The following is a 20,982-nucleotide window of genomic DNA, read 5'->3' on the forward strand; positions in this document are numbered from 1 at the left end:
GGGGTATAAAACATACGAGACAGCGATATAGGAGTAGGGGTACTCCTGCTGTCAAAGAGGCCCGCGCTGAGCTTAGCTCAGGCGGGCTTTTTACTGCCCGAATTGCTCGGGTCGGGAGGGAGGGATGATCATCGGGGACGATGATCGCTACCTTTTGGTTTTAGAGCATTTTTCTTTTGTTTAGGCACTTAGAATCGCGGCACAAGGCCGCTTCCCACTTTAAGATGCCTGAAGGGAAGCGCGACTGTTCAAAAGAAAAGTGCTCTGGGCGTGGGACGGCGACCGCGGCCTGCCTTCAGTTTCCTAAGCTCGTCTCGAGGGTGACTTGAAGTTCGGTTTGTTTGATGGGTTTGGCGATATAGCCGTCGAAGCCGGCGCGGCGGATTTTCACTTCGTCGGTTTTGAGGGCGTAGGCGGTTTGGGCGATGACGTTGATCGACGCGTTGATCTTTCTGATTTCCTTGAGCGTTTCGAAGCCGTCGATGCCTGGCATTTTTATATCTAGCAACACGAGGTCGTACTCGGAGGTGGATCTGAGTTTTTCGAGGCCTTCGCGGCCGTCTTTTGCCCAATCGGTTTCGATGCCTAGCTTTTGGAGAGAAACGTCGATGAACTCGTAGTTGGCCTGCTCGTCTTCGATCACGAGGATCTTTTTGCCTCTATACTCGTTGTCATGTTGTGGGTCTTCTCCTTCGAGGTTTGTGACACTGAGGTCTTTTGCGATTCGGAGTGGCAGGCTGAGGGTGAATGTGGAGCCGATTCCGACTTCTGATTCGACGGAGAGGCTGCCTCCCATGAGTTCGGTGAGCTCTTTGCAGATGGCGAGGCCGAGGCCTACTCCGCGTCGGGCGGCTAGGTCGTCGATCTCTCGTTTCACGAATTTCTCGAATATGATCTGTCTTTCCTCTTCGGGGATTCCTGGGCCGCTGTCTTTTACGTAGTAGCAGATTTGGGATTCCTGGCAGTAGGCGCCGAGCTCGACGGTGCCGCTTTGGGTAAACTTAAATGCGTTGGTGAGAAGGTTATCGATGACCTGTTTGATACGGGTGCGGTCGGCTACGAGGATGAGATTCTCTTTGTGGAGCTGGTTGTTTAGCGTGTGGGAGACGGAGTTGGGGTTCTCTCGGATGGAGTGGGAGGAGTGGATGTTGTCCAGAAACTCGTTTAGCGAGAAGGGGCTTTCGATGATTTTCAGCTGGTTCGAGGTGATCTTGGAGAAGTCGAGGATGTCTCCGATGAGGGTGAGCAGCGAGTCGGAGTTTTCGTTTATGATTTCTGCGTAGCGGCTGCGTTCGGATGAATCGAGCGAGTCGTCGGCGATGAATCCAGCGAATCCGGTGATGGCGTTGAGTGGGGTGCGGATTTCGTGGGAAAGGTTGGCGAGAAACTGGGATTTGAGGCGATCGGATTCCTCGGCTTTTTCTTTCGCTGACTTCAGGGCGCTGGTGCGTCGGTCGATGGTGGCTTCGAGTTGTTCTTGGTGGTCGCTTAGCTGTTTCGTCTTCTCCTGAACCATGGCTTTGAGTTTGGCCTTTTCTCGTGTGAGGGCTGCCTCCCGATAGCGGATGGCTAGGTAAGCGAGCGATGAGACAAGAAGGGCGGAGAGAATCAGGAAGCTGGGGCGAAGCCAGAATGGGGTGGCGATTTCGACTTGGATGGCGGCGCCTTGCTCGTTCCAGATGCCGTCGTTGTTGGAGGCCTTGACCCGGAATGTGTAGGAGCCGGGGTCGAGGTTGGTGTAAGTCGCCCTTCTCTGGTCGGAGCTGGTGTAGATCCAGTCGCTGTCGAATCCTTCGAGCTTGTAGGCGAACTTGTTTTTCTTGGGAGAGACGAGGCTGATGCCGGTGAAACCGAATTGGAGGTGGTTTTGGTGGTGCTCCAAGGTGAGGCTTTGGGCGAATTGGGGGTGGGAGTCGAGGATCTCGGGGTTTGTCTGAGGGCTGATGGGAGTGCCGAAGAGGGAGATCTCGTCAATGTAGACTCGGGGTGGGGTGAGGTTGTGAGTGATGTGGTCAGGATGGAAGCCGGTGAACCCGGAGGTGCCTCCGAAGAAGAGGTACCCGTCGCGGGTTTTGCAGGAAGACATGTCGAAGTACTGGTCTCCCTGTAGGCCGTCGCCTCCGAGGTAAACTTGGGTATCGGAGGTTTGGGTGTTGATGTGGCAGAGTCCGCTTTCGGTTGAGACCCAGATTGCGTTTTCGTTTGCTATTTCTATGGCATGGACGCGGCGGTTTAATCTGCCGGGGAGAATGTTGTAGGTTTTTAGGTGATTGCCGTTTGTATCGTAGCTGTGGATACCGCTGTACACGGTGCCTATGTAGTAGGTCTGGCTTTTCGGTTCGTAGCGGATTGCGGTTGGCCGGGGGAGTTTCGCGAAGAGCTTGGTGGTTTTTGTTTCCTCGTCGAAGCGGTACATGCCGTCGAGTCCGTTTGCGAAGATGCCTCCGGGGTGGGTGTCCTCGATGACGATGTTTGGCGGAATGCGATCTGTGGGGGACTCGGTTTGGATGGGGATGGGGGTGCCGTCGGTTTGGTAGAGGCTTAGCTTGCCGAAACCGCCGCTGATCCAGATTCGGTTTTTGTGGTCGAGTTCTATGTCCCAGATGCCGCGTTCCTTCCATTCGTCGAACCTTTGGGTGATTTCTTGATCGAGCTCGTAGCGATCCCCTTTTTTTTGGAAATAGTAGATGCCTGCGTTCCAAGTGGCGACCCATAGATTCTCCTGAGGGTCTACTGCCACTTGTCTGATGACGCCGGATTCGATCTGGAGCTCTAGCTTGCGAATCGAGTTGCTTGTACGGTCGAGCAGGTGGAGGCCTCCTCCGTCGGTTCCGATGAGCAAGTTGCCGTCCGGGTCTTCGGCGACAGCTCCGATGACGTGGTTGGTGATGGAGGACTGGGGAGTGCTGACTCCTCGTTTGAAGGTGATGAACTGGTCGAGTTGAGGGTGGTGGTAGTCGAGCCCGGTGCGGGAGTGTCCGAGCCAGATGATGCCTTCGTAGTCTATGTGCACGAGGTTGACTCCGTCGGAGCTGATTCCATTGCCCGTGCCGTCGGCGAAGGATTGGTAGCGGACGGTGCGAGTTTCAGGATCGAAAAGGTTGAGGCCGGCCTGGTTGACGGGAATGAGCAAGGTCCCGTCGGGGTGGACGGCGATGTCGTCGGTGCGGCCTCCGGAGATCCCGGTGCCATCCTTATTAATGGGGATGTGGGCGATTTTCATCTCGTCCGGCAGGAACTGGTAGAGCCCTCCTCCTTGTGACGCGATCCATAGTCTGCCGCGGTTGTCTCTGCGAATCTTCTTCGATTTATTGTCCGAAAGGGGGAAGAGCTTGGAGCTGGTGAACTCTTCTCGTTCGCGATCGAAGCTCCAAATATGGGAGTCGGATCCGACGACCCAGATCTTGTTTCCTTCCCCCTCGATGAGGGAGGTGAGGAAGTAGTCCCTTTCGGAGGAGTTGGGAAAGTTATGGCGCTGAAAGTTGTCGGTCTGGGGGCGGAAGCGGTTGAGGGATCTGCGGGTGAGGACCCAGAGCTCTCCGTTTTTGGCGAGCAGCATTTCTTGGACTGGGCCGCGTCCGAGCGTGTTGTGGTTTGCGCCCGAGTGGGTGTAGCGTTTGAAATTGTCCAGCTTGCGGTCGTAGCGGTTCAGGCCGCTGCGGGCTGCGATCCAGAGGTTCTTTTGCGAGTCTTCGAGGACGTCTTGGATGTAGCGGCCGGAGAGGGTGTTTTCACGTTCGGGGTCGCTCGTGTAGGTTTTGAAGGAGTAGCCGTCGTAGCGTTTGAGGCCTTCGCCTGCGGTTCCGAGCCAGAGGTAGCCGTAGTCGTCGCGATGGATGGTGCGTACCAGGTGGACAGGCGCGTCCGTCTCAAGATGGTTGAACTTGATTTGGGCGCTTAGAGGCAGGGTGCTTGCGAGCAGGCCGCATAGGCAGGCGATTCTCAGGAGCATAGGTAAAGCGAAGGTGCGAGACGGGGGTAGGATCGAAATGTAAATACACTTTGGAAATCGTCAAACGCGGCGGCGCATACGGGGTTGGGCGTTTGACTTCTAGAGCCTAGAGTAGATTGTGGGCTCAGAGAACGCGTTATGGAAGAGACGGAATTTATCTGGCACGGAGGGAGGCTGATTCCCTGGAAGGAAGCGACGGTTCATGTGATGGCTCATGCTCTGCATTACGGGTCTTCCGTTTTTGAGGGTATTCGTGTTTATGATACGGAGAAGGGGCCTGCTTATCTCTGTTTGCAGAGTCACTTGAAGCGCTTTCTCGATTCGGCCAAAATTTACCGCATGAACATGCCGTACGGCTTGGAGGAACTGACTGGGATCTGCCGCGAGGTGATTACTGCGAATGGCTTGAAGTCAGCCTATGTGCGTCCGTTAGCGTTTCGTGGATACGGGCCGATCACGGTGTACGGCAATGACGATCCTGTGGAGGTGACGGTGGCTGCTTTCCCGTGGGGGGCTTATTTGGGGGAGGACGCTCTGGAGAATGGGGTGGATGTGGGTGTTTCGAGTTGGACGCGAGTCGCTCCCAATACCTTGCCTACAATGGCGAAGGCGAGCGGAAACTATCTGTCGTCCCAGCTGATCACGATGGAGGCGCACCGGCATGGGTACACCGAGGGGATCGGCCTTGATGCGTCCGGCCATTTGAGCGAAGGGGCGGGGGAGAACATTTTTGTGATACGGGACGGGGTGCTTTATACGCCTCCGATTACGGCAGCGATTCTGCCGGGTATCACACGGGGTATTGCAATCGATCTGGCCCAACGGGCTGGGTATGAAGTGCGTGAGGAGAGCTTGCCGCGCGAGATCCTTTACGTGGCGGACGAGATTTTTATGACGGGTACGGCGACTGAGATCGCGGCGATCCGTTCGGTGGACGGCTTAGCGGTTGGCGGGGGTAAGCGTGGTCCGATCACCGAGCAGCTGCAGAAGGCGTTTTTTGGACTGTTTGACGGTACGACCGAAGATTCTAAGGGCTGGATGGAACTCGTTTAGGTTTGTCCCTCTCTAAGGCCGTTTTTGTTCAGGTTTGTTTGAGGTATGGAAGAGGGGAAGAGCTCCAGACGGGGGCTAACATTTTGCTCGCTCGATTACGCGTCGATGTTGGGCTTTTTGGCGTATTCGTCCTGCGTCACGGCGATACCCATTTGTCTCGTTGCGATAACGAAGGATTTGGGAATGTCGTTCTCGCAGGCGGGTGGCTTGGAGATGGCGAAGGGCACCCTCGTTTTGGTGACCTTGCTGGCGAGTGGATTTATCGCTGCCCGTTTTGGCAAGGTCCGCTCGATCGGAGTATCCTGTCTTGTGATGGGGACGGGAATGTTGCTCTACGCGAACGCTCCTTCCTATGGAGCGTTGTTCTTGGCGGTTGCTTTGCTCGGGTTTGGCGGGGGTGTGATCGAAGCGCTTATAAATCCGCTCGTGCAGGAGCTCCATCCTGACGATTCGGGGCGTTACCTTAATTTGATCAACGCGTTCTGGTCGATCGGGGTTCTGGCGACGATGTTGGGTACGGGCGAGGCGCTCAGCCAGATGGTTTCTTGGCGGACTGTGATGAGTGTTTTGGGCGGGTTCAGCGTTTTGTCCGGCGGATTGTTTTGGTTGTTGAGAGAGCCTGCAAAGGCAGGGGGTGGCGCCGAGCTTTCTCAGGTGTTTGCCAACAAGTGGAAGATCTTGAGGTTGCGTCGCTTCTGGCTGTTTACGGTTTTGATGTTTTTGGGCGGAGCGACGGAGGGCGCGTTCACCTATTGGAGCGCGAGCTTGTTGCAAGTCGAGCATGGGGTGACGCCTCGGGCGGCGGGAGTCGGGGTTGCTCTTTTCGCTGCGGGGATGATCGTGGCTCGACTGCTCTGGGGCTGGCTGATTCCGCAGGGGCGTCTCTGGCATCTGCTGTTGGGGTCGGCGCTTGGCGGGCTTGTGGTGGGCGTCTTGTTTCCGTTGACGAACGAGATTTCCTTTTTGTACGTGAATCTTTTCTTGGCTGGCTTGGCGATGGCTTGTTTTTGGCCGACGCTGCAGTCCTATGCGGTCGACCGGATGAGGTGCGATGCGACGAGCGCTTTTATTTTGCTCTCCTGCGGGGGAATCGCGGGCTTCGCCTCCGTTTCGTGGACCATGGGGATGATTGGTGACTGGGTTGGCTTACGGGCTAGCTTCTGGATCGTGCCCGCTTATCTGGTGGTGATGATCTGGCTTTTGTTTTGGGAACGTAAGCGAAGTTGAAAGATGGATACGGCGTGCGTGCACGGAAATTTTGTCTCGTGCTAGTTGTTTGTTTTAGTCGGATCTAGGTTCCGCGGCAACGACGGAGCGTTGCCCTCCTATAGGGGGGTGGTTTCGCCTTCGGGGTCGAGATAGCTGCCGGTGAAGGGCTCGCCTGTGCTGCTGAGTTCTGGGGCCAGGGCTTCCTGGGGGATGCGGGAGATGGTTTCGAGTACGACTGGAATGGTGAAGGCGGCTATGCGTTGCACGCTTTGCTGCATTTGCTCGAAGGTGAAGGGGCGAACACCGACTGCGGGATTCGAAATGGAGCAGATGGCACCGTAGCGGATTCCGAACTGGCGGGCGTAGATGATGCAGGTCGCCTGGTTCATGCTGGTGAGTTCGCCTCCGAGCGTTCGCATCGCTCTGATCTCTGCGGGACTCTCGAAGCGGCCGGGGGCGAATTGGACGAATGTACCCGTACTGCGGATACTGCCTTGGTAGGAGTTTGCCTCTTTCTGTTTTTCTGACTCGTCAACTAGAAGGTTTCGGATGGAGGGGCTGAGCGGTACTTCGAAATTCGGGAAGATACCGGGGCGGGAATGGCCGGAGGCTGCGAGGGCGTCGTTGGGGCGTTCGGCTCGCCACTCGATAAAGTCGTCGATCATGACGATGTCGTCGAAATCGAGCTTGGGGTCGATCGCTCCGCAGGTGGCCCCGCCGATGGCGTGGGTGACGCCGAGCTCGTAGAGGGCGGCCCATGCTCGCACGTGGTAGGGGCCGTCGGCTTCGCCGTCGGGTTTGTCGAGCAGTCCGTAGAAGGGGATGTAGTAGAAGGGAATTCCCCGGTAGCGCATGCGGTAGAGGGTCGGGCTGGGGCCGGCCTTGGTTTCGAAGCTGAAGCTTCCTTCTGCTGCTGCGAGGCCTTCGCCGAACTTAAGGGGAGCTCCGAAGCTGGTGCCGCCGACTACGGCGATGAATATGGTTTCGCCGTTGGGCGGTTCGGGAGCCTGCGATTTGTAAGACATGCGGAAGGGATGCTGTCTGTTTGCTTCGTCTCAGGCGAGTCGGAATATTTTCGGTGGGGAAATTATTTGCGCCTGTAGACTATTCTTCTTCGTCGAGTGCGAGTCGGTAGAATGCGTTTTCTCTGGATGTAATTGGAAGTTCGATACGGGCTTGGCCGCCGTTGATTTGAGGAGTGGCGGATATGGGAGCCCACGCTTTGAAATCGGTCGAGGTGACGGTGGTGAAATTGTGGTTTGGATCGATTTGCCAGATGATCGCAAGCGTCTGGTCGCTGCGTTCGAAGGAGAGTTCAGGTGGCGTAGGGGGAAGCGTTTCTCCTGGCTCAATGGTGATTGTGATGACGAGAGGGGTGGGCGGTCCCTCTCCGGTGCCGTCTTCGTTTCCCCAAGGGGTGAGCGTGAGATCCCAACTGCCGGCTTCGGTCGGGTCTCCGGAGATGACTCCGAAGCTTGAGACGAGCAGTCCGTTTTCGACTTCTATGCGTTGGCGTAGATCGGTGATGCGCAGGCCGGGCGGGATATCGCCGTCGACCGACCAGGATTTGGGGGTGATGTTGATGGAGAATCCTATGACTACGGTTTCGCCGACTTTGCCGGTGAAGGGATTGTCCGGGTCGACCGAGTAGCTGGAATTGGTGGCTCCGGAAAGGGCGTGGGGCGTGGCGAGGGAGGCGGCGGGCAGGGCGAATGCTTGAATGATGCGGGCGACGGGGGTGCCGAGCTGCAGGTGTTGGGCGTGGGCTAGCAGCTTCAGGATGGGGCTTCGCTGGAGGATGAGCATGAGGATCCCGAGAGCGAGATGCAGTCGGGCGGAGAGCAGTTTCTGGGTCAGGAGGAATTTCACGAGGGCGAGCCCGCTAGGTATCGCCGTTAGCCGTTGAAGGTAGAAGGGAAAGGGCGAAAGCACTCAGCCGGTTAGGCATAGTTGTCCAAGGCTACATCGAGGAGAGTTGCGGTCCGCGCTGCTTATTGCGCGGATTCCAGACGGTAGTAGTCGCTATCGATCTCGGAGAGCGGAATCGTGACCTTGGTCTGGCCGTCTTCTTCGCTGCTTGTGATTGGGGAGGGGGAACTCCAAATGGACAAGTCGCGGGAGTGCTTCAGTTCGAAGCCTTGGCCTGAATCGGTATCCCAGGAGAGCACCAGGTGCACTTCGGTTTTGCGGTAGCTGATCTCTGGAGGGGGGAGCTGGCCCTCTGCGATTTGGAAGGTGATCGACAGGTTTTGAGGCGCGGTTTCTCCCTCGCCGTTAGCCTCGCTCCATGGCTTGAGGGTTATGCCGTAATTGCCCGCTTTCGTGTAGGTGCCGAGGATAAGCAGAGAGGAGGCGTTGATCTTTCCGTCGACCAGTTCGGCTTGTTCGAGGAAGTCGGTCAGCCGGAGGCCGTCCGGCAATTCGCCTTGGGTGACTTCCCAGGAGGCGGGAGTGATTGTATTGGAAAACTCGATATCTACCTTGTCTCCGACTTGGCCGGATTCTGGATGTAGGATCGTGGCGTTGCGAATTCTGTATGAGGAATCGTTGACTCTGTATTCGGAGGTGGTGGCTCCGGAAAGCGCATGGGTAGAACCTAGGGCGGCCGAAGTGAGAATCGCTTTCTGGACGATCTGAACGGAGGGCAACGAGATCCGTGAGACTAGAGTCGTGTACATCTGCGGGGCTCGTTGCAGAATGAGTACAAGCAGGGCCAGTGGGACCTGCAATCGTACGAGCATGCGGGGAATCATGTTTCCTGGGAGTTCCGTTTTCTAGTACGGGCTAGACGCTGCCTTCTGATTTTAGGAAACCGATTGGAGGGGTGAGTGAATAGGGGTCGTAGAAGTTTTGGATGTTGGGGAAGACGGTTTCTAGATCGCCGTTTGCCACACCGAACCAACGAGCGATCTCGCTGCAGTATTCGTCGACTGATGTAGTTGGAATCTGGCGACCTCGACCCGTGTCGAGTGGACCGTTTGTGCGCAGGTCCGGGTAGGTGCCGTAGATTTTTCCGCCAGAGACGGGGCCTCCCATGACGAACGCGTTGCCTCCCCAGCCGTGGTCGGAACCTGCGTCGTTGGAGCTGAGTGTGCGTCCGAAATCGGACACGGAGAAGGTGAGGACGTTGTCGCTGAGTCCTAGATCCCTTAGCGCGTTTGAGAAAGCGAGCAGGCTTTGGCTGAGGTCTGGGAGCATCGTGTTCTGCTTGCTCAGGAGGTCCGCATGGTGGTCCCAGCCGCCGATTCTCACGAAGAAGGTTTGTCGCCTCATTTTAAGGGCGTCGTGGGCGGCGATCGTGCGGGCGATCGTTTTGAATTTGTCCCCTGTATTCGTGTTTGGGAAGCGTGTGGTAACGGTCGCGTTGTCGAATCCTTCGTTGAAGGCGATGGAGCTCTCGATGAAGCGAGCGCTATTGCGGCCGAAGTTTTTCTGGAAAAGGTTTTTGTAGTTTTCGGTGAGCAGGCTGTTGACCGCGGCTTTTTCGAATGGGTCTTGGTAAGCGATCATGTCGGCTCCGCCGTCGTTTCCAGCAACGAAGGCGAAGGCTTCCTCGCCGGTCTGGAAGGTGTTGAGCCCGCTCACTGAAATGTTCATCGAGATCTTCGAGCCTTCGTTAAATGAGGCGAGCAATTCGGACGCTCGTCCTCCCCAACCACCGGGGCTTGCTCCCCTGACTTGAGGCAAGCAGGTTTGCCAGTGATCTTGTTGGTCCGAGTGGGAGAACAATCCTTTGGGGCGATAGCGTCGTGCCCGATAGTCGCTCATTGTGGTTGGCTGGATGAGCGTTCCGACGTTGGCGATGAATGCCAGCTCCTCGTCGTTGTAGAGAGTTTGCATTTCCCCGAGGCGAGGGTGCAGTCCAAATTCTGAATACTCCTGTCCTGTTGAGGTGATAGGAAGGATGTTGTAGGTCTCGCCGTCTTCTTGATAGAGGTCTAGCTTCAGGTTTGCCCGGTTGGCGGCGTAGGAGTTGTAGGCTTCCTGGTTGCGAGGCAGGAGCATGTTGTAGGAGTCGTTGCCTCCCGCTAAAAATACGCATACAAGCGCCTTGTAGTCATCGTCTGTCGAGATGGTGGGAGCGCTCGCCGCTGCTGCGGCGTTTGTCATCTTAAGCGAAAGAAGGCTGGAGAAGAGAGCGGTGGAGCCGAGCGCGGCGCATGGGGCTTCACCGAGAAACTGGCGACGAGAGATTTGGCGTTTTTTGGATGAGCTCATCTTGGGTGTGTTCGGAGTTGCCTACTTGAGGATGTTGAAGCCGGGCGCGATTGAGAAGAGGGTGAGGGCTCGTTCGGTTCGAGCTTCTGTGTCTCCTTCGGGAAGCGCTTCGACGGCGGTGATAATCGCAGTCTTTTCTGTTTCGTTGAGAGCGTTGTTGGCGAGGAGAAGGTTGAGGTGGTCGACCAACGCAGTCGCGTCGCTCGCGAGCGTTTCCTGGTGTGAGAAATCGAGGGAGCCTTGGTGTCCGTTGCCGCCGATCGGCCACGCGAGGCCGTTTTTCACCAAAGATTCCATAATCTGAAAAGTTCGGATTCCGGTAGAGTCGTCTAGAATTTGGAATTCTGGTGCGACCAGGTTTTCGTCGCGAACTTCGCCAGAGGGAGAAAAGTCGGGTAAGTAGAAGTTGAATACAGTTGGGGAGCGGTAGGGGAATTGTCCGAAGTAGGTTTCTAGGCTTCTTATGTACAGGAGCTTGTCGCTACGTGTGGTGCTGAGTTCGAAGCTTCGACAATATTGCAGGAAGCGATTGAGAGGTTCTCTGAGTTTTCCGCGCGTCGGGTCGACGATGAATCGTCCGCTTCTGGCCTCTGGGTCGAGGAGGATCGCTTTGGCGACTGCTGCCAGATTGCCGCGTTCTCCATTGCCATCGTCCTCGAAGGCCGCCGCCACTCGATCGACGTATTGGGGTGATGGATTGGAGCATGTGATCCGCTGTATCAAACGTTTGGATATGAATGGGGCGGTGTTCGGGTGATTGAAGAGGACGTCAAGCGCTTGGGTGACGTCGGTGATGGTGTTTTGGTTGGCTGGAAGGACGGTACCGTCGACGAGAGTCTTTTCGCCTCTGTCGTGGCGGTTCTCGTTTCGACGCATGGGGTCGATCCAGTTCTGGTCGGTGTCTTGGTAGTTCGGGTTGTCGGCGGCGTACTGGAATCCGGTGAATACTTTCGCGAGTTCGGTGATGTCGGTATTGTCGTAGGTGGGGATCGGTTGCTCGTTTTCGTCGAGTTTTAGGGTGCCGTCGCGATTGAGCTCCCAAAGCCCGATGGTGAAGAGCTGCATGACCTCGCGGGCGTAGTTCTCGTCGGGCTGGCGTGTGCCGCTGTTGTTTGCCTTTTGGTTGTTAACGTAAGTGAGGTAGCGCCCCATCTTGGGCGATTCGGTGACGTCTTGCAGCAGGTCGCGGTAGTTGCCAGTCGCGTGGGTGACGTAGAAGTCGTAGTAGTGCAGCCATTCGTCGAGGTAGGCTGTATTTGCGGAGCCGGACTCCCCGACAACGATGATCTGGAAGAGGGCCCAAGCCATGCGTTGGCGAAGTTGGTCGGGAGCGTTGATGGCTGCCTCGAACCAGACCATGCCTTTTGAATGGGCGTTTCCGTTGGCTCCGCCGAAGGGGTAGCTTGCCGGATAGTTGGCGAATGCGGGGATGGTCTTTGCGAGCTCGGTGTGAGTTGTGGCAGGAAGGGCGATCTGGTCTTCGACCCATTCTTCGAAGTCGAGGCCGTGGTGAAGGAGTTCTTCGATATCTTCTCGTCGAGGGCCGAAGGTGGCTTGGCGCAGGAAGCGGACGGCTTGGGCTTCGTTGAGGAGGGAGTCGTGGGTTTCGACGCGGAGGCGGTAGAGCTGCTCGCGAGCGTCTGGGTAGTTGAAGCTTAGGTACGCTCCGTCTTGGGTGAGAGTGGCTCCATCTGTGACGACTTGCCATGGGGTGGGGCCGAGCTTCCAGGCGAGAACGGACCAGTCGTCGGGGGCTAGGTCGGTTCGGGTCTCGAAGATGTAGACGACGTCTTGGCGTCCGTCGAAATCGAATCGGAGAAGAGCGGAGCCGTCCTCGGAAGTGAGATAGGGGGAATGCCCGGATTTGCTGGCATCGAGCGCGTCGGCGGGCTCGGCTCCGAGCGCGTACTCGTAGAAGCTGGTAGCCCCGTCCTGATCGGGGTCGTCGCTCTCTGGGGCGCCGGGGATATCGGCGAGCCAATCGGGGAAATTGGTTGGCAGCGGGAGTTCGTGATGGGCTGCGGACGCAAATGTGGCAAGGCTGAGCGTGACGCAGAGCATCGCTCTTCGCAGGAGTTCTGTCTTTGGCATGTTTTGGGGGGTGATGATGAGGCGGCGTTCGGCCTTTTGGGTAATGGTAAACGCTAGGTCGGAAAAGGCAGTAGGCAATGGTTTTTGGCTCGGGAGTTCTTTGTAGGTTAAATGACCCTCATGGCCTGGGTTCAGTTTTGATAGGAGCGGGGATGGTGCAAAGTCGGGTAATCGGCCATGAGGAGGCTTGGTTTATTCTGGGGGATTGCGGGGACTTTATTTGTAACGTTTTTACCTGAGTGGGGTTTAAAATGCTGTGAGCCTCTCTAAATCCTTCCGCCCCACTCTTCGTCAATCGCTGCGCCGCTTATCCCGTGAACGCGGTTTCACCGCTACGGTTTTGCTGACCTTGGCACTTTGTGTCGGGGCCAATGTAGCCATGTTCGCGGTGATCGATGCCATCTTGATTCGCGCTTTACCGTTTAAGCATGGGAGCGAGCTGGTGATGGTGATGAATTCTTACCCGGGAGCTGGGGCGCCGAGGATCGGGAGTTCGGTGGCGAACTATTACGAGCGCCGTGGAGATGCGATGGATTCGTTTGAGTCGGTCACCATGCGTCAGGGGGGCAGCGCGATTATCGGAGAGGAAGGTTCGCCTGTTCGCGTGCCGCGCGATCGGGTGTCGCCGGAGTACTTTGATACGCTTGGGGTGCGGTTGGCGATCGGGCAGACGTTTGAGGAGGATCAGTTGCTCTACGAAAATTCGTCGGTGGTGATTCTCACGCACGAGTTTTGGCAGGACTATTTTGATGGGGATCCGGATGTGTTGGGCAAGGAGCTGGTGGTGGATCAGATCCCGAATCGTGTGATCGGGGTCGTGGAGCCTGGATACAAATTTCTGAACAACCGAGCGCGTTTTTTCCATCCCTTGGCGTCGAGTTTGGAGGATCGGGAGCCGACGCGGAGGCACTCTAATAATATTCAAATGATCGCTCGTTTGGCGGAGGGTGTATCGGTCGAGGCGGCCCAGGACGAGATGGATCGATTCAACGAGGCGATGCTTGAGGATGACCCGTACGCAGAGATGGTGCGTAATGCCGGATACCATACGGTGGTGGAGGATTTCCGGACTGAAGTGGTTCGAGACGCGAAGCCGATCTTAATCATTTTGCAGGCGGGCGCGATATCTTTGCTCGCAATCGGCTGCGTGAATCTGGCGAATCTTATGCTGATTCGCGCGAAGGGGAAGACGAAGGAAACTGCGGTTCGGCAGGCTTTGGGCGCTGGGCGTCGTCACATGGCGAAAGAGTCGCTGGTCGAAACGATCCTTCTTGCGATTGGGGGCGGTCTGCTGGGGATAGGAGTCGGTGCGGCTGGTATCCGTTTATTCGCTACATTGGGAGCGGATCAGTTGCCTATGGGTACGAGTATTTCTCTCGATGGAAGAGTTATGTTGGTTTCGCTGCTCGGAGCGATTGTTGTGGGGGCGGTTTTGGCGGTTCCGATTGTGATTATGAACGCTCGCCGTAACTTGGCGCCGGCGCTTCAGTCTGAATCGCGTACTGGGACTGTCTCGAAGGGGGCGCAGCTGGCTCGTAGCGTATTTATGGTGGTGCAGATCGGACTTGCTTTTGCTTTGCTGACAGGAGCCGGTTTACTTGGGTTGAGTTTGAACAAAGCCTTGCAGGAGTCTCCTGGGTTCCGAGCCGATAATGTTTTGACTGCGAGCTTGAATCTTCCTTGGAAGACCTATCCGGAGCACGAAGATCGGTTGACGTTTGTGAACCGCTTGATCGGTGAGCTCAGAAACCAGCCGGGAGTGAAGAACGTTGGCTTTACGGGGTTGCTACCGTTTGGCGGGAATACGAGTAACAACGCGACTGTGGTCGAGGGACATGAGTTGCAGCCGGGGGATTCTATTCGCGCCCACTATGTGGGGCTCGCAGTTGGCGAGTACTGGCAGGCGGTGGGAATTCCTCTGGTGGAAGGGCGCTATCTCGAAGATGCTGATCGCGAAGAGGGAGTGCGTGTTTGCTTAGTGGATACGGCCTTCGCTGAACGGTATTGGCCGGATGGTAGTGCGATTGGGAAGCGGATCGCGATGGATGTGGAGCTGAACGAAGAGAATGTGATGACTATCGTGGGAGTGGTCGGAACTATCAAGCAGACTGATCTGACCGAGGAGGTCCCGCAAGGGACGGTCTACCAACCGTATTCGCTCCGCTCGAATCGCTATTTCCATATCGCGATTAGCTCGGAGATGGCTCCGGAATCTGTGAGTGGAATCTTGCGCAACACGGTTCAGGGTGTCGACCCGGAGCTGCCGGTTGACGATGTCCGTGTGCTGCAAAACCGTATCGATGATAGTCTTCTTGCTAGGCGTTCGCCGGCGATATTGGCGGCGGTGTTTGCCGGGGTAGCATTGTTGCTCGCGGCGGTTGGAACCTACGGGGTTCTGGCCTATGCGGTAGGGGAGCGTCGCAGGGAGATTGGTGTGCGGGTTGCGATCGGAGCGAAACCGGAACAGGTCTTGAGGCAGTTCTTGCTGGTCGGGGGGAAGTTGCTCGCGATAGGGGTGGGGATTGGTGTCGCCTTGTCGTGGGGGGCTGGATACTTGATGAAGAGCGTGCTCTATGAGGTTGTTCCGTTTCACCTGGGGATTCTCGCTGTTACGGCAGCGGCGATGGGAGTGATCGTGCTGCTGGCGAGCTATCTGCCGTCAAGGGCGGCAGCGAGGGTTTCGCCGCTTGTGGCGATGACAGATGAGTGAGGGCTGCTCCTGGCGGATGTTTTATTTTTGTAGGTCGGTGCGCTGAGTATTGGCGTCAACTTGACAGAAATAGCATCATCTGGAGGGCAACGTGTCTGTTGTTCGCTTACGCTGTCAGCCTTCGGCTTCGGTACGCTTCCGCTCGAGTGTCGTCATTTCATTCGGTACTGTCGTTGCCACATCGTTTATTCCCCGCAGGCTCCGCGGCAATGACGGAGCATTGCCCTCCTGCCACAGCGTTTAGGCTTAAGTTGACGTCAATGCGTGCTGAGGGGACACGCTTTGCGTGTGGCGGGTCGGCACCCCGCCCTACAGTGGGACTATTTTTTTAGAATTCGGTTTATGAACTTCAGGGTCACTGGATGGGCGGGTTCGCTCATGCCGTGTCCGTATCCGTCGAACTCGTACAAGGTGGCGTCGGGGTGGTCTACGACTTGCAGCATGCGCCAGAAGTAGGCGTTTTCCTCGTAGCGACCGAGTAGTTCGAGCTCGCGATCGCCGGTGAGGAGCAGGATGGGGGGAGCGTCTGCGCGGACGTGGTAGAGGGGCGCGTATTTGTCGACGAGGGGTTGGGTTCCGGGCATTCCTATTTGCTCGCGTACCGTCATGTGTGTGATGGTGTGGCCGCTGTAGGGGATGAGGCCTGCGATCTGGTCGGCGTCGATATCGTGCGCGGCTAGGTAGGACTTGTCGAAGCCGAGCATGCTGGTGAGGTAGCCGCCTGCGGAGTGACCGGCGATGAAGATTTTTTCGGGATCGCCGCCGTAGGTCTCGATGTTTTGGAAGACCCAGGCGGTTGCGCTGGCTGCGTCCTCGATTGGGGTTGGGGTTCCGACTTTTGGATACATGCGGTAGTTGGCCGCAACGATCGCGATGCCTTGGTTTTTGAGGCGTTCGTCGATGTGTTTGTTTCCGTTTTTGAGGCCGCCGCCGTGGAACCAAATGAGAGTGGCGAAGGTTTCCTCGGTCTTCTCAGGGTAGTAGATGTCGAGCTTGCACCGTTCTTGGGCGTAGCTGTCGTCTAGCGATGTGTAGGAGATATCGCTGACGAGCTGATATTGGGAGGGGGCTGCGTTCGCGAGGCAGGCGAACGCTAGCGTAAGAAGGGGAAGGGTACGATTGAGCATAGGGCAGGGAACTAGGTTAGTTTCCTGCTCTTGCGGGTCGAGGCCTTAGTTTTCTGTGGGGCGGCTATTGGCGGTGAACGTGCCTTCAACCGTGAAGGCGTTGCCTGCTCCTTGGAAGGTGTCTGGCAGATGCGCGACGACGCGTCCTTCCGTGTCGTTGCTCCAGGTCAGGTGCAACTGCATGTTGCGAAGTCCTGAGAAGCTTATGAAGAGCTGGTCTCGAGAAACCATGGGGAACCAAAGGTAGCCGTTCACGGTGCCCTCGCTTTCGCCGAAAGTGTAGGTTCCTTCGATATCTTCATTAAGGGTGATTGATATGTCGTCATTCCCCTCGAGTTTGATGGTGAGCTGAGTGCCAACGGCGTCGATCGTCTTGGGGTAGGAGAGCTCGGTCACTTCGATGAAGCTGCTTCCTGAGTCTGAAATGTCTTCTGTGACGTCGATGTCGTGAGAAGAGGGGGCGGAGAGGGAGCCTGTGACTGAGTCATCAGTTTCCCACGAGTCTAGGTCTTCGGTACGACGGATGATGTAGTCGGCGTTTGTGCGGCGATCGAAGCTGGCCACGTATTGCTCTCCGTCCTCGTGGAATTCGACCTTGGGATACCCGATGTTGGGTACTTCATAGTCGCGTGGGTTGAATTGTGCGGCCTCTTCGCCTTCGCGAACGATGGTGATCGACTCGATGACGGGTGGATTGTTTGGCCGGTCGGCTGTGCCGGTTGGGAGGTCTCCGATGGCGTTTACGATGGATTGTCCGTCTACGATTTCACCGAAGATGGCGTGTTTCCCGTCGAGCCAGGCGGCGGCTCCCAGAGTAATGAAAAACTGGCTTCCTCCGGAATTTGGGCCGCTGTTTGCCATGGAAAGTTGTCCCGCTTTAGTGTGCTTCAGGTCGGGGCTTATTTCGTCGGGGATAGAGTACCCAGGACCGTCGGTACCGAGTCCGTTTGGCGATCCTCCTTGGATCATGAATCCGCTGATTACGCGGTGGAAGATGATCCCGTCGTAGTAGGGGCCGGTGATCGGTTCGCTATCTTCGTTGTCCCATCGGTGTACGGAGCCTTCGGCCAGGCCGACGAAGTTGGCGACGGTGATGGGGGTCTGGTCGTGGTAGAGCTTGGCGGTGAACTCGCCGCTTGAGGTGGTGAACACTGCGTAGATTCCGTCCTCGGAGGGAGTGAAGGAAATATCCGCTTGGGCGCTATTGGCGAAGAGACCGAGGACCGCGAGTGTGGCGGCGAGTTTTGTGAAAACGTTTCTGACTATCACTGTGCTGAATGGGAGTTCGAAATTACGTCACGGTGGTGATGTGGGGTGACGCTGCTTTTACGAGCTTGTTCCGATTCTGGCTTCAGGATTTTCAGGTTTTTGAAAGAGAGACCGGGGAAGGGCGGGCAATTGTAAGGTGCATCGCGGTTTTGTGGGACCGGTGCGGTGGGGCGGGGATTGGCGAACCATCGATGTGGCCGTTGGGGACCCGACTTCGCTCTATGAGCTACGACGGGCACAGCAACGGCCGCTACCTGACAACGGCTCGCTAGCCGAGCTCTTTCTTGAGTCGGTCGACGAGGTTGGCGATGGCGTCTCCGAGCTTGACGCCTTGGGCGACGTTTCCGTCGTGCCCGGCGAGGTGGAGCTTTACGGCGAGCGACTTGAGGGTCTCGATGGTTGCTAGGGCGGCGAAATTGCCGGGCGCGTTTGCGGCGAGGGCGTCCAGAGTGGGGGTCATCGCGACTTCGAGGTGGTGGAACTCAACGGCTTGGTCGGCGGCGGCTGCGGCTTGGGTGGCGTTCACGAGGGTGTCGAGGTGAGCGAGCAGTTGATTGGTGTCGTAGCCGCTTAGGTCCGCGTTTTCCCAGGGTTGGGTATCGCGAGGGGCGGCGTGGATGTCGTCGGTAGCGGATTTCGAGCAGCCTGCGAGCAGGAGGCCGAGGAGGCTGGCGAGGGCGAGGGGAAGGCGGAGTTTTGGGAAAGGCATTTTGCTTGGGCTTACTGGTTGAGCGTTTGGATGACGAGTTCGTGCAGGTCTGGATTGCTGGCGATGCAGGATTCGCCTTTGGCCGGGTTTCCGCCGTACCAGTCTGTGATGACGGCTCCGGCTCCGCGAAGAACGGGGACGAGGGCCATGATGTCCCAGGGGTTCATGATGGGGTCGAGCATGATGTCGGCTTTTCCGGTGGCTACGAGGAAGTAGCCGAAGCAGTCGCCCCAGGTGCGGCAGAATTTGGTTTTGCCGAGGAGCTCGTCGAAGTTGGCTCCGTTTTGGTATTTGGGGATGGATTGGACGTCGGTGGTGAGGACGATGGCGTCGGAGAGGGGGACGCCGGAGCGGGCGGAGATGGGTTTGGTGTTGCAGTAGGCGTTTTGGTTGTCGCCTGAGAGTCGCTTGTGGATGACGGGGTAGTTGATGCAGCCGAAGAGGGGTTCGCCGTCTTTGAGCAGCGCGATCATGGTGCCGAAGAGGGGGGTGCCGGCGGTGAAGGTCTTGGTGCCGTCGATGGGGTCGACAACCCATTGGTAGTCAGCGGATTCGTTGCTGTTGCCGAACTCTTCGCCCATGATTCCGTGTTCGGGGTAGACGGTCTCGATGGCGGCGCGGATCATCTCCTCGGCTTTGCGGTCGGCGGCGGTCACAGGGGTGTCGTCGCTCTTGGATAGGATCTCGAGATCGGGTGACTCGAAATAGTCCAGAATGATGCGCTCGGTCTCTTTGCAGAGTTTTCCTGTGAAGGCGTCGAATTCTTCGAATTGCATAAGCCATTCACTGTGAGGGGCCAACCGCTTGGGATAAACATAAAAAGTTTCTTAAGCGTGTGGGCTTGCTCCTCCACGGTTGCAAAGCGGGGCAAATTGGATTTGCTGCCTCTCATGGATCCTTACTGGGACGACTTGCCAATCCACGTCATCGATTTCGAGGGCGGCCCGCATTGCGGGATCGTGGAGTATGGGGTGGTCACTCTCAAGGGGTCGCGCATCGAGGACGCTTCGACGCGGCTGTGTTTGCCGAAGGCGAAGATTTCGCGCAAGGAGCAGGCGACTCATGGGATCAGCAACGAGGCGGTGAGTGGATTGCTGCCGTTTGCGGAGGAGTGGGATCGTTTTGCTCGGCTAAGGGAGTCGGGTCCGTTGGCGGCTCATTTCGCTTCGGCGGAGAACACGATGCTGAAAGCGGTTTTTCCGTATGCTCGGAGATCCGAGAACTGGATACAGCCGGGGACTAAGGGCTCGGAGTGGGGACCTTGGATCGATACGGGGTATCTGTATCGGAACTACGGTGACGATGGCTCGACTTTGAAGCTTGAGGATTTGGTGCATCGCTGGGAGCTGCAGCATGAGCTCGATGAGCTGGCGGCGAAGTATTGCCCGGAGGACCGGCGCCACTACCACTGCGCTTTGTACGATGCTTTGGCGAGCGCGTTGCTTTTGCTGCTGTATTGCAGCGAGTTGCGTGAGGAGAAGCCGAGCGTGCCGCAGCTTTTGATCGAGAGCCAAGGCAGCGGGGCCCGTCGTCAGGCGGCGGAGCAGCAGCAGCTGTTTTAGTTGTCGGTTGTTTTTTGGGGAGCTTGGAGAGTTGATTCGGGCTTGGTGGCCTTTTTGCTGTTTGGCGAAGCCAACCTGACGCGTTTGTTTCAGTCGGTTCTGGTTGTTGGCAACGACGGAGCGTTGCCCTCCGGTTGTTTAGTAATGGTTTGGACTGCATTTTTGTGGCCATGGCTGGATTTGCACAATGGATTGCGGTGCATGAGCGAAGTGAGCTGCGTTTTTGAGGATCGGGCCGAGTTGGGTGAAGGCGTTTTTTGGAGCGAGCGGGAGCAGAGGGTTTTCTGGATCGATATCGTGGGGCAGCGGGTGTGTCGCTTTGATCCGGTAACGGGCTTGAACGAGTCGGTTTCGGTCGGGCAGGAAGTGGGTACGGTCGTTGAGGCGAAGTCGGGGGGCTTGCTGGCGGCTTTGAAGGATGGGGTGTACGCTTTGGGTTTCGAGTCGGGCGAGCTGAGAAAATGTTGCGATCCGATGGAGGGGAACGCGGATAACCGCTTGAACGACGGGAAGGCGGGGCCGGACGGGCGTTTTTACGTGGGCGGTCTTGGCGATGAGGGGAAGCAACATCTTTATCGTATCGATCGAAACACTACGGATTTCGCTAGAATTGAAGATGGGATATCAATCTCCAATGGCTTGGCTTGGAGTTCTGACGATCGCACTTTCTACTACATCGATACGCCTCAGGACGTGGTCTGGGCTTACGACTTTGACGGTGAAACGGGCTCGATTTCGAACCGCCGGGTTGCGGTTGACGTGAAGGGCGTTAGCGGCGCTCCCGATGGCATGACGATTGATGCCGAGGGGATGCTGTGGGTTGCGTTTTGGGATGGTTGGTGTGTCCGGCGCTACGATCCGAACTCAGGTGAGCTGCTGCGGGAAATCCGTTTGCCGGCGGCTCGGGTTACTTGCTGCGGGTTCGGCGGGAAGGACTTGGACACGCTCTACATCACAACCGCGCGAGGCTGGCTGGAGGATGCTGAGCTGGAGAAGCAGCCGTTGGCGGGTAGTTTGTTTGCGGTGAAGCCGGGCGTGAAGGGCGTGCCTTCGTTTTTGTTTGGGGAGTGAGGGTGAATGAA

Annotated in this window: 15 protein-coding genes; 5 read left to right on the forward strand and 10 right to left on the reverse strand. The window is 57.0% G+C overall.

Annotation, left to right across the window (positions count from 1 at the left end; genetic code table 11):
- Positions 1 to 295: 295 nt before the first annotated feature.
- Positions 296 to 3,952: a hybrid sensor histidine kinase/response regulator gene (locus JIN87_RS18500; protein ID WP_200357093.1), complete on the reverse strand. Its 3,657-nt coding sequence runs from the start codon at positions 3,950 to 3,952 to the stop codon at positions 296 to 298.
- A gap of 138 nt (positions 3,953 to 4,090) precedes the next feature.
- Between JIN87_RS18500 and JIN87_RS18505 the strand changes: the two genes are divergently transcribed.
- Both JIN87_RS18505 and JIN87_RS18510 read left to right on the forward strand, forming a co-directional pair.
- On the forward strand, positions 4,091 to 5,005 hold the full coding sequence (locus JIN87_RS18505; protein WP_200357094.1) for a branched-chain amino acid transaminase: 915 nt from the start codon (positions 4,091 to 4,093) through the stop codon (positions 5,003 to 5,005).
- Positions 5,006 to 5,110: 105 nt separating this feature from the next.
- On the forward strand, positions 5,111 to 6,232 hold the full coding sequence (locus tag JIN87_RS18510) for an MFS transporter (protein WP_234033493.1): 1,122 nt from the start codon (positions 5,111 to 5,113) through the stop codon (positions 6,230 to 6,232).
- 98 nt (positions 6,233 to 6,330) lie between these two features.
- Here JIN87_RS18510 and JIN87_RS18515 read toward each other — a convergent pair whose 3' ends face one another.
- The 5 genes from JIN87_RS18515 to JIN87_RS18535 form a co-directional block, all read right to left on the reverse strand.
- Positions 6,331 to 7,239: a phosphorylase family protein gene (locus JIN87_RS18515; RefSeq protein WP_200357096.1), complete on the reverse strand. Its 909-nt coding sequence runs from the start codon at positions 7,237 to 7,239 to the stop codon at positions 6,331 to 6,333.
- A 79-nt stretch (positions 7,240 to 7,318) separates the two neighbouring features.
- Positions 7,319 to 8,083 carry a hypothetical protein gene (locus JIN87_RS18520; RefSeq protein WP_200357097.1) on the reverse strand — a complete coding sequence of 255 codons (765 nt, stop codon included), beginning with the start codon at positions 8,081 to 8,083 and terminating at the stop codon, positions 7,319 to 7,321.
- Between the two features lie 122 nt (positions 8,084 to 8,205).
- Positions 8,206 to 8,967, reverse strand: a complete 762-nt coding sequence (locus tag JIN87_RS18525; protein WP_200357098.1) for a hypothetical protein — start codon at positions 8,965 to 8,967, stop codon at positions 8,206 to 8,208.
- Between the two features lie 31 nt (positions 8,968 to 8,998).
- Positions 8,999 to 10,432 carry a DUF1501 domain-containing protein gene (locus JIN87_RS18530; RefSeq protein ID WP_200357099.1) on the reverse strand — a complete coding sequence of 478 codons (1,434 nt, stop codon included), beginning with the start codon at positions 10,430 to 10,432 and terminating at the stop codon, positions 8,999 to 9,001.
- Positions 10,433 to 10,453: 21 nt separating this feature from the next.
- On the reverse strand, positions 10,454 to 12,601 hold the full coding sequence (locus JIN87_RS18535; RefSeq protein ID WP_200357100.1) for a DUF1800 domain-containing protein: 2,148 nt from the start codon (positions 12,599 to 12,601) through the stop codon (positions 10,454 to 10,456).
- Between the two features lie 178 nt (positions 12,602 to 12,779).
- Here JIN87_RS18535 and JIN87_RS18540 point away from each other — a divergent pair, with 178 nt between their 5' ends.
- Positions 12,780 to 15,233, forward strand: a complete 2,454-nt coding sequence (locus tag JIN87_RS18540; protein ID WP_200357101.1) for an ABC transporter permease — start codon at positions 12,780 to 12,782, stop codon at positions 15,231 to 15,233.
- Positions 15,234 to 15,553: 320 nt separating this feature from the next.
- Here the strand turns inward: JIN87_RS18540 and JIN87_RS18545 are convergent, their stop codons facing one another.
- From JIN87_RS18545 to JIN87_RS18560, 4 genes are all read right to left on the reverse strand, one after another.
- Complete coding sequence (locus JIN87_RS18545) at positions 15,554 to 16,360, reverse strand: alpha/beta hydrolase (protein ID WP_200357102.1); 807 nt, start codon at positions 16,358 to 16,360, stop codon at positions 15,554 to 15,556.
- A gap of 45 nt (positions 16,361 to 16,405) precedes the next feature.
- A complete protein-coding gene (locus tag JIN87_RS18550; RefSeq protein WP_325176396.1) occupies positions 16,406 to 17,629 on the reverse strand; it encodes a peptidylprolyl isomerase in 1,224 nt (407 codons plus the stop codon).
- A gap of 268 nt (positions 17,630 to 17,897) precedes the next feature.
- Positions 17,898 to 18,338, reverse strand: coding sequence for a hypothetical protein (locus JIN87_RS18555; protein WP_200357103.1), 441 nt, complete (start codon positions 18,336 to 18,338; stop codon positions 17,898 to 17,900).
- 11 nt (positions 18,339 to 18,349) lie between these two features.
- Positions 18,350 to 19,114, reverse strand: a complete 765-nt coding sequence (locus JIN87_RS18560; RefSeq protein ID WP_200357104.1) for an inositol monophosphatase family protein — start codon at positions 19,112 to 19,114, stop codon at positions 18,350 to 18,352.
- A gap of 114 nt (positions 19,115 to 19,228) precedes the next feature.
- Between JIN87_RS18560 and JIN87_RS18565 the strand changes: the two genes are divergently transcribed.
- Together JIN87_RS18565 and JIN87_RS18570 are read left to right on the forward strand one after the other, a co-directional pair.
- On the forward strand, positions 19,229 to 19,900 hold the full coding sequence (locus JIN87_RS18565; protein ID WP_200357105.1) for a 3'-5' exonuclease: 672 nt from the start codon (positions 19,229 to 19,231) through the stop codon (positions 19,898 to 19,900).
- Positions 19,901 to 20,971: an SMP-30/gluconolactonase/LRE family protein gene (locus JIN87_RS18570; protein ID WP_200357106.1), complete on the forward strand. Its 1,071-nt coding sequence runs from the start codon at positions 19,901 to 19,903 to the stop codon at positions 20,969 to 20,971. It begins immediately after the preceding gene.
- Positions 20,972 to 20,982 lie beyond the last annotated feature (11 nt).

This window comes from Pelagicoccus mobilis, from assembly GCF_016595505.1.
Taxonomy (GTDB): domain Bacteria; phylum Verrucomicrobiota; class Verrucomicrobiia; order Opitutales; family Opitutaceae; genus Pelagicoccus; species Pelagicoccus mobilis.

What these genes read in the sequence shown, in the direction of transcription:
- JIN87_RS18500 (WP_200357093.1), bottom strand. Translation starts at nt 3,952, where the DNA reads ATGCTCCTGAGAATCGCCTGCCTATGCGGCCTGCTCGCAAGCACCCTG.
- JIN87_RS18505 (WP_200357094.1), top strand. Translation starts at nt 4,091, where the DNA reads ATGGAAGAGACGGAATTTATCTGGCACGGAGGGAGGCTGATTCCCTGG.
- JIN87_RS18510 (WP_234033493.1), top strand. Translation starts at nt 5,111, where the DNA reads ATGTTGGGCTTTTTGGCGTATTCGTCCTGCGTCACGGCGATACCCATT.
- JIN87_RS18515 (WP_200357096.1), bottom strand. Translation starts at nt 7,239, where the DNA reads ATGTCTTACAAATCGCAGGCTCCCGAACCGCCCAACGGCGAAACCATA.
- JIN87_RS18525 (WP_200357098.1), bottom strand. Translation starts at nt 8,967, where the DNA reads ATGATTCCCCGCATGCTCGTACGATTGCAGGTCCCACTGGCCCTGCTT.
- JIN87_RS18530 (WP_200357099.1), bottom strand. Translation starts at nt 10,432, where the DNA reads ATGAGCTCATCCAAAAAACGCCAAATCTCTCGTCGCCAGTTTCTCGGT.
- JIN87_RS18545 (WP_200357102.1), bottom strand. Translation starts at nt 16,360, where the DNA reads ATGCTCAATCGTACCCTTCCCCTTCTTACGCTAGCGTTCGCCTGCCTC.
- JIN87_RS18555 (WP_200357103.1), bottom strand. Translation starts at nt 18,338, where the DNA reads ATGCCTTTCCCAAAACTCCGCCTTCCCCTCGCCCTCGCCAGCCTCCTC.
- JIN87_RS18560 (WP_200357104.1), bottom strand. Translation starts at nt 19,114, where the DNA reads ATGCAATTCGAAGAATTCGACGCCTTCACAGGAAAACTCTGCAAAGAG.
- JIN87_RS18565 (WP_200357105.1), top strand. Translation starts at nt 19,229, where the DNA reads ATGGATCCTTACTGGGACGACTTGCCAATCCACGTCATCGATTTCGAG.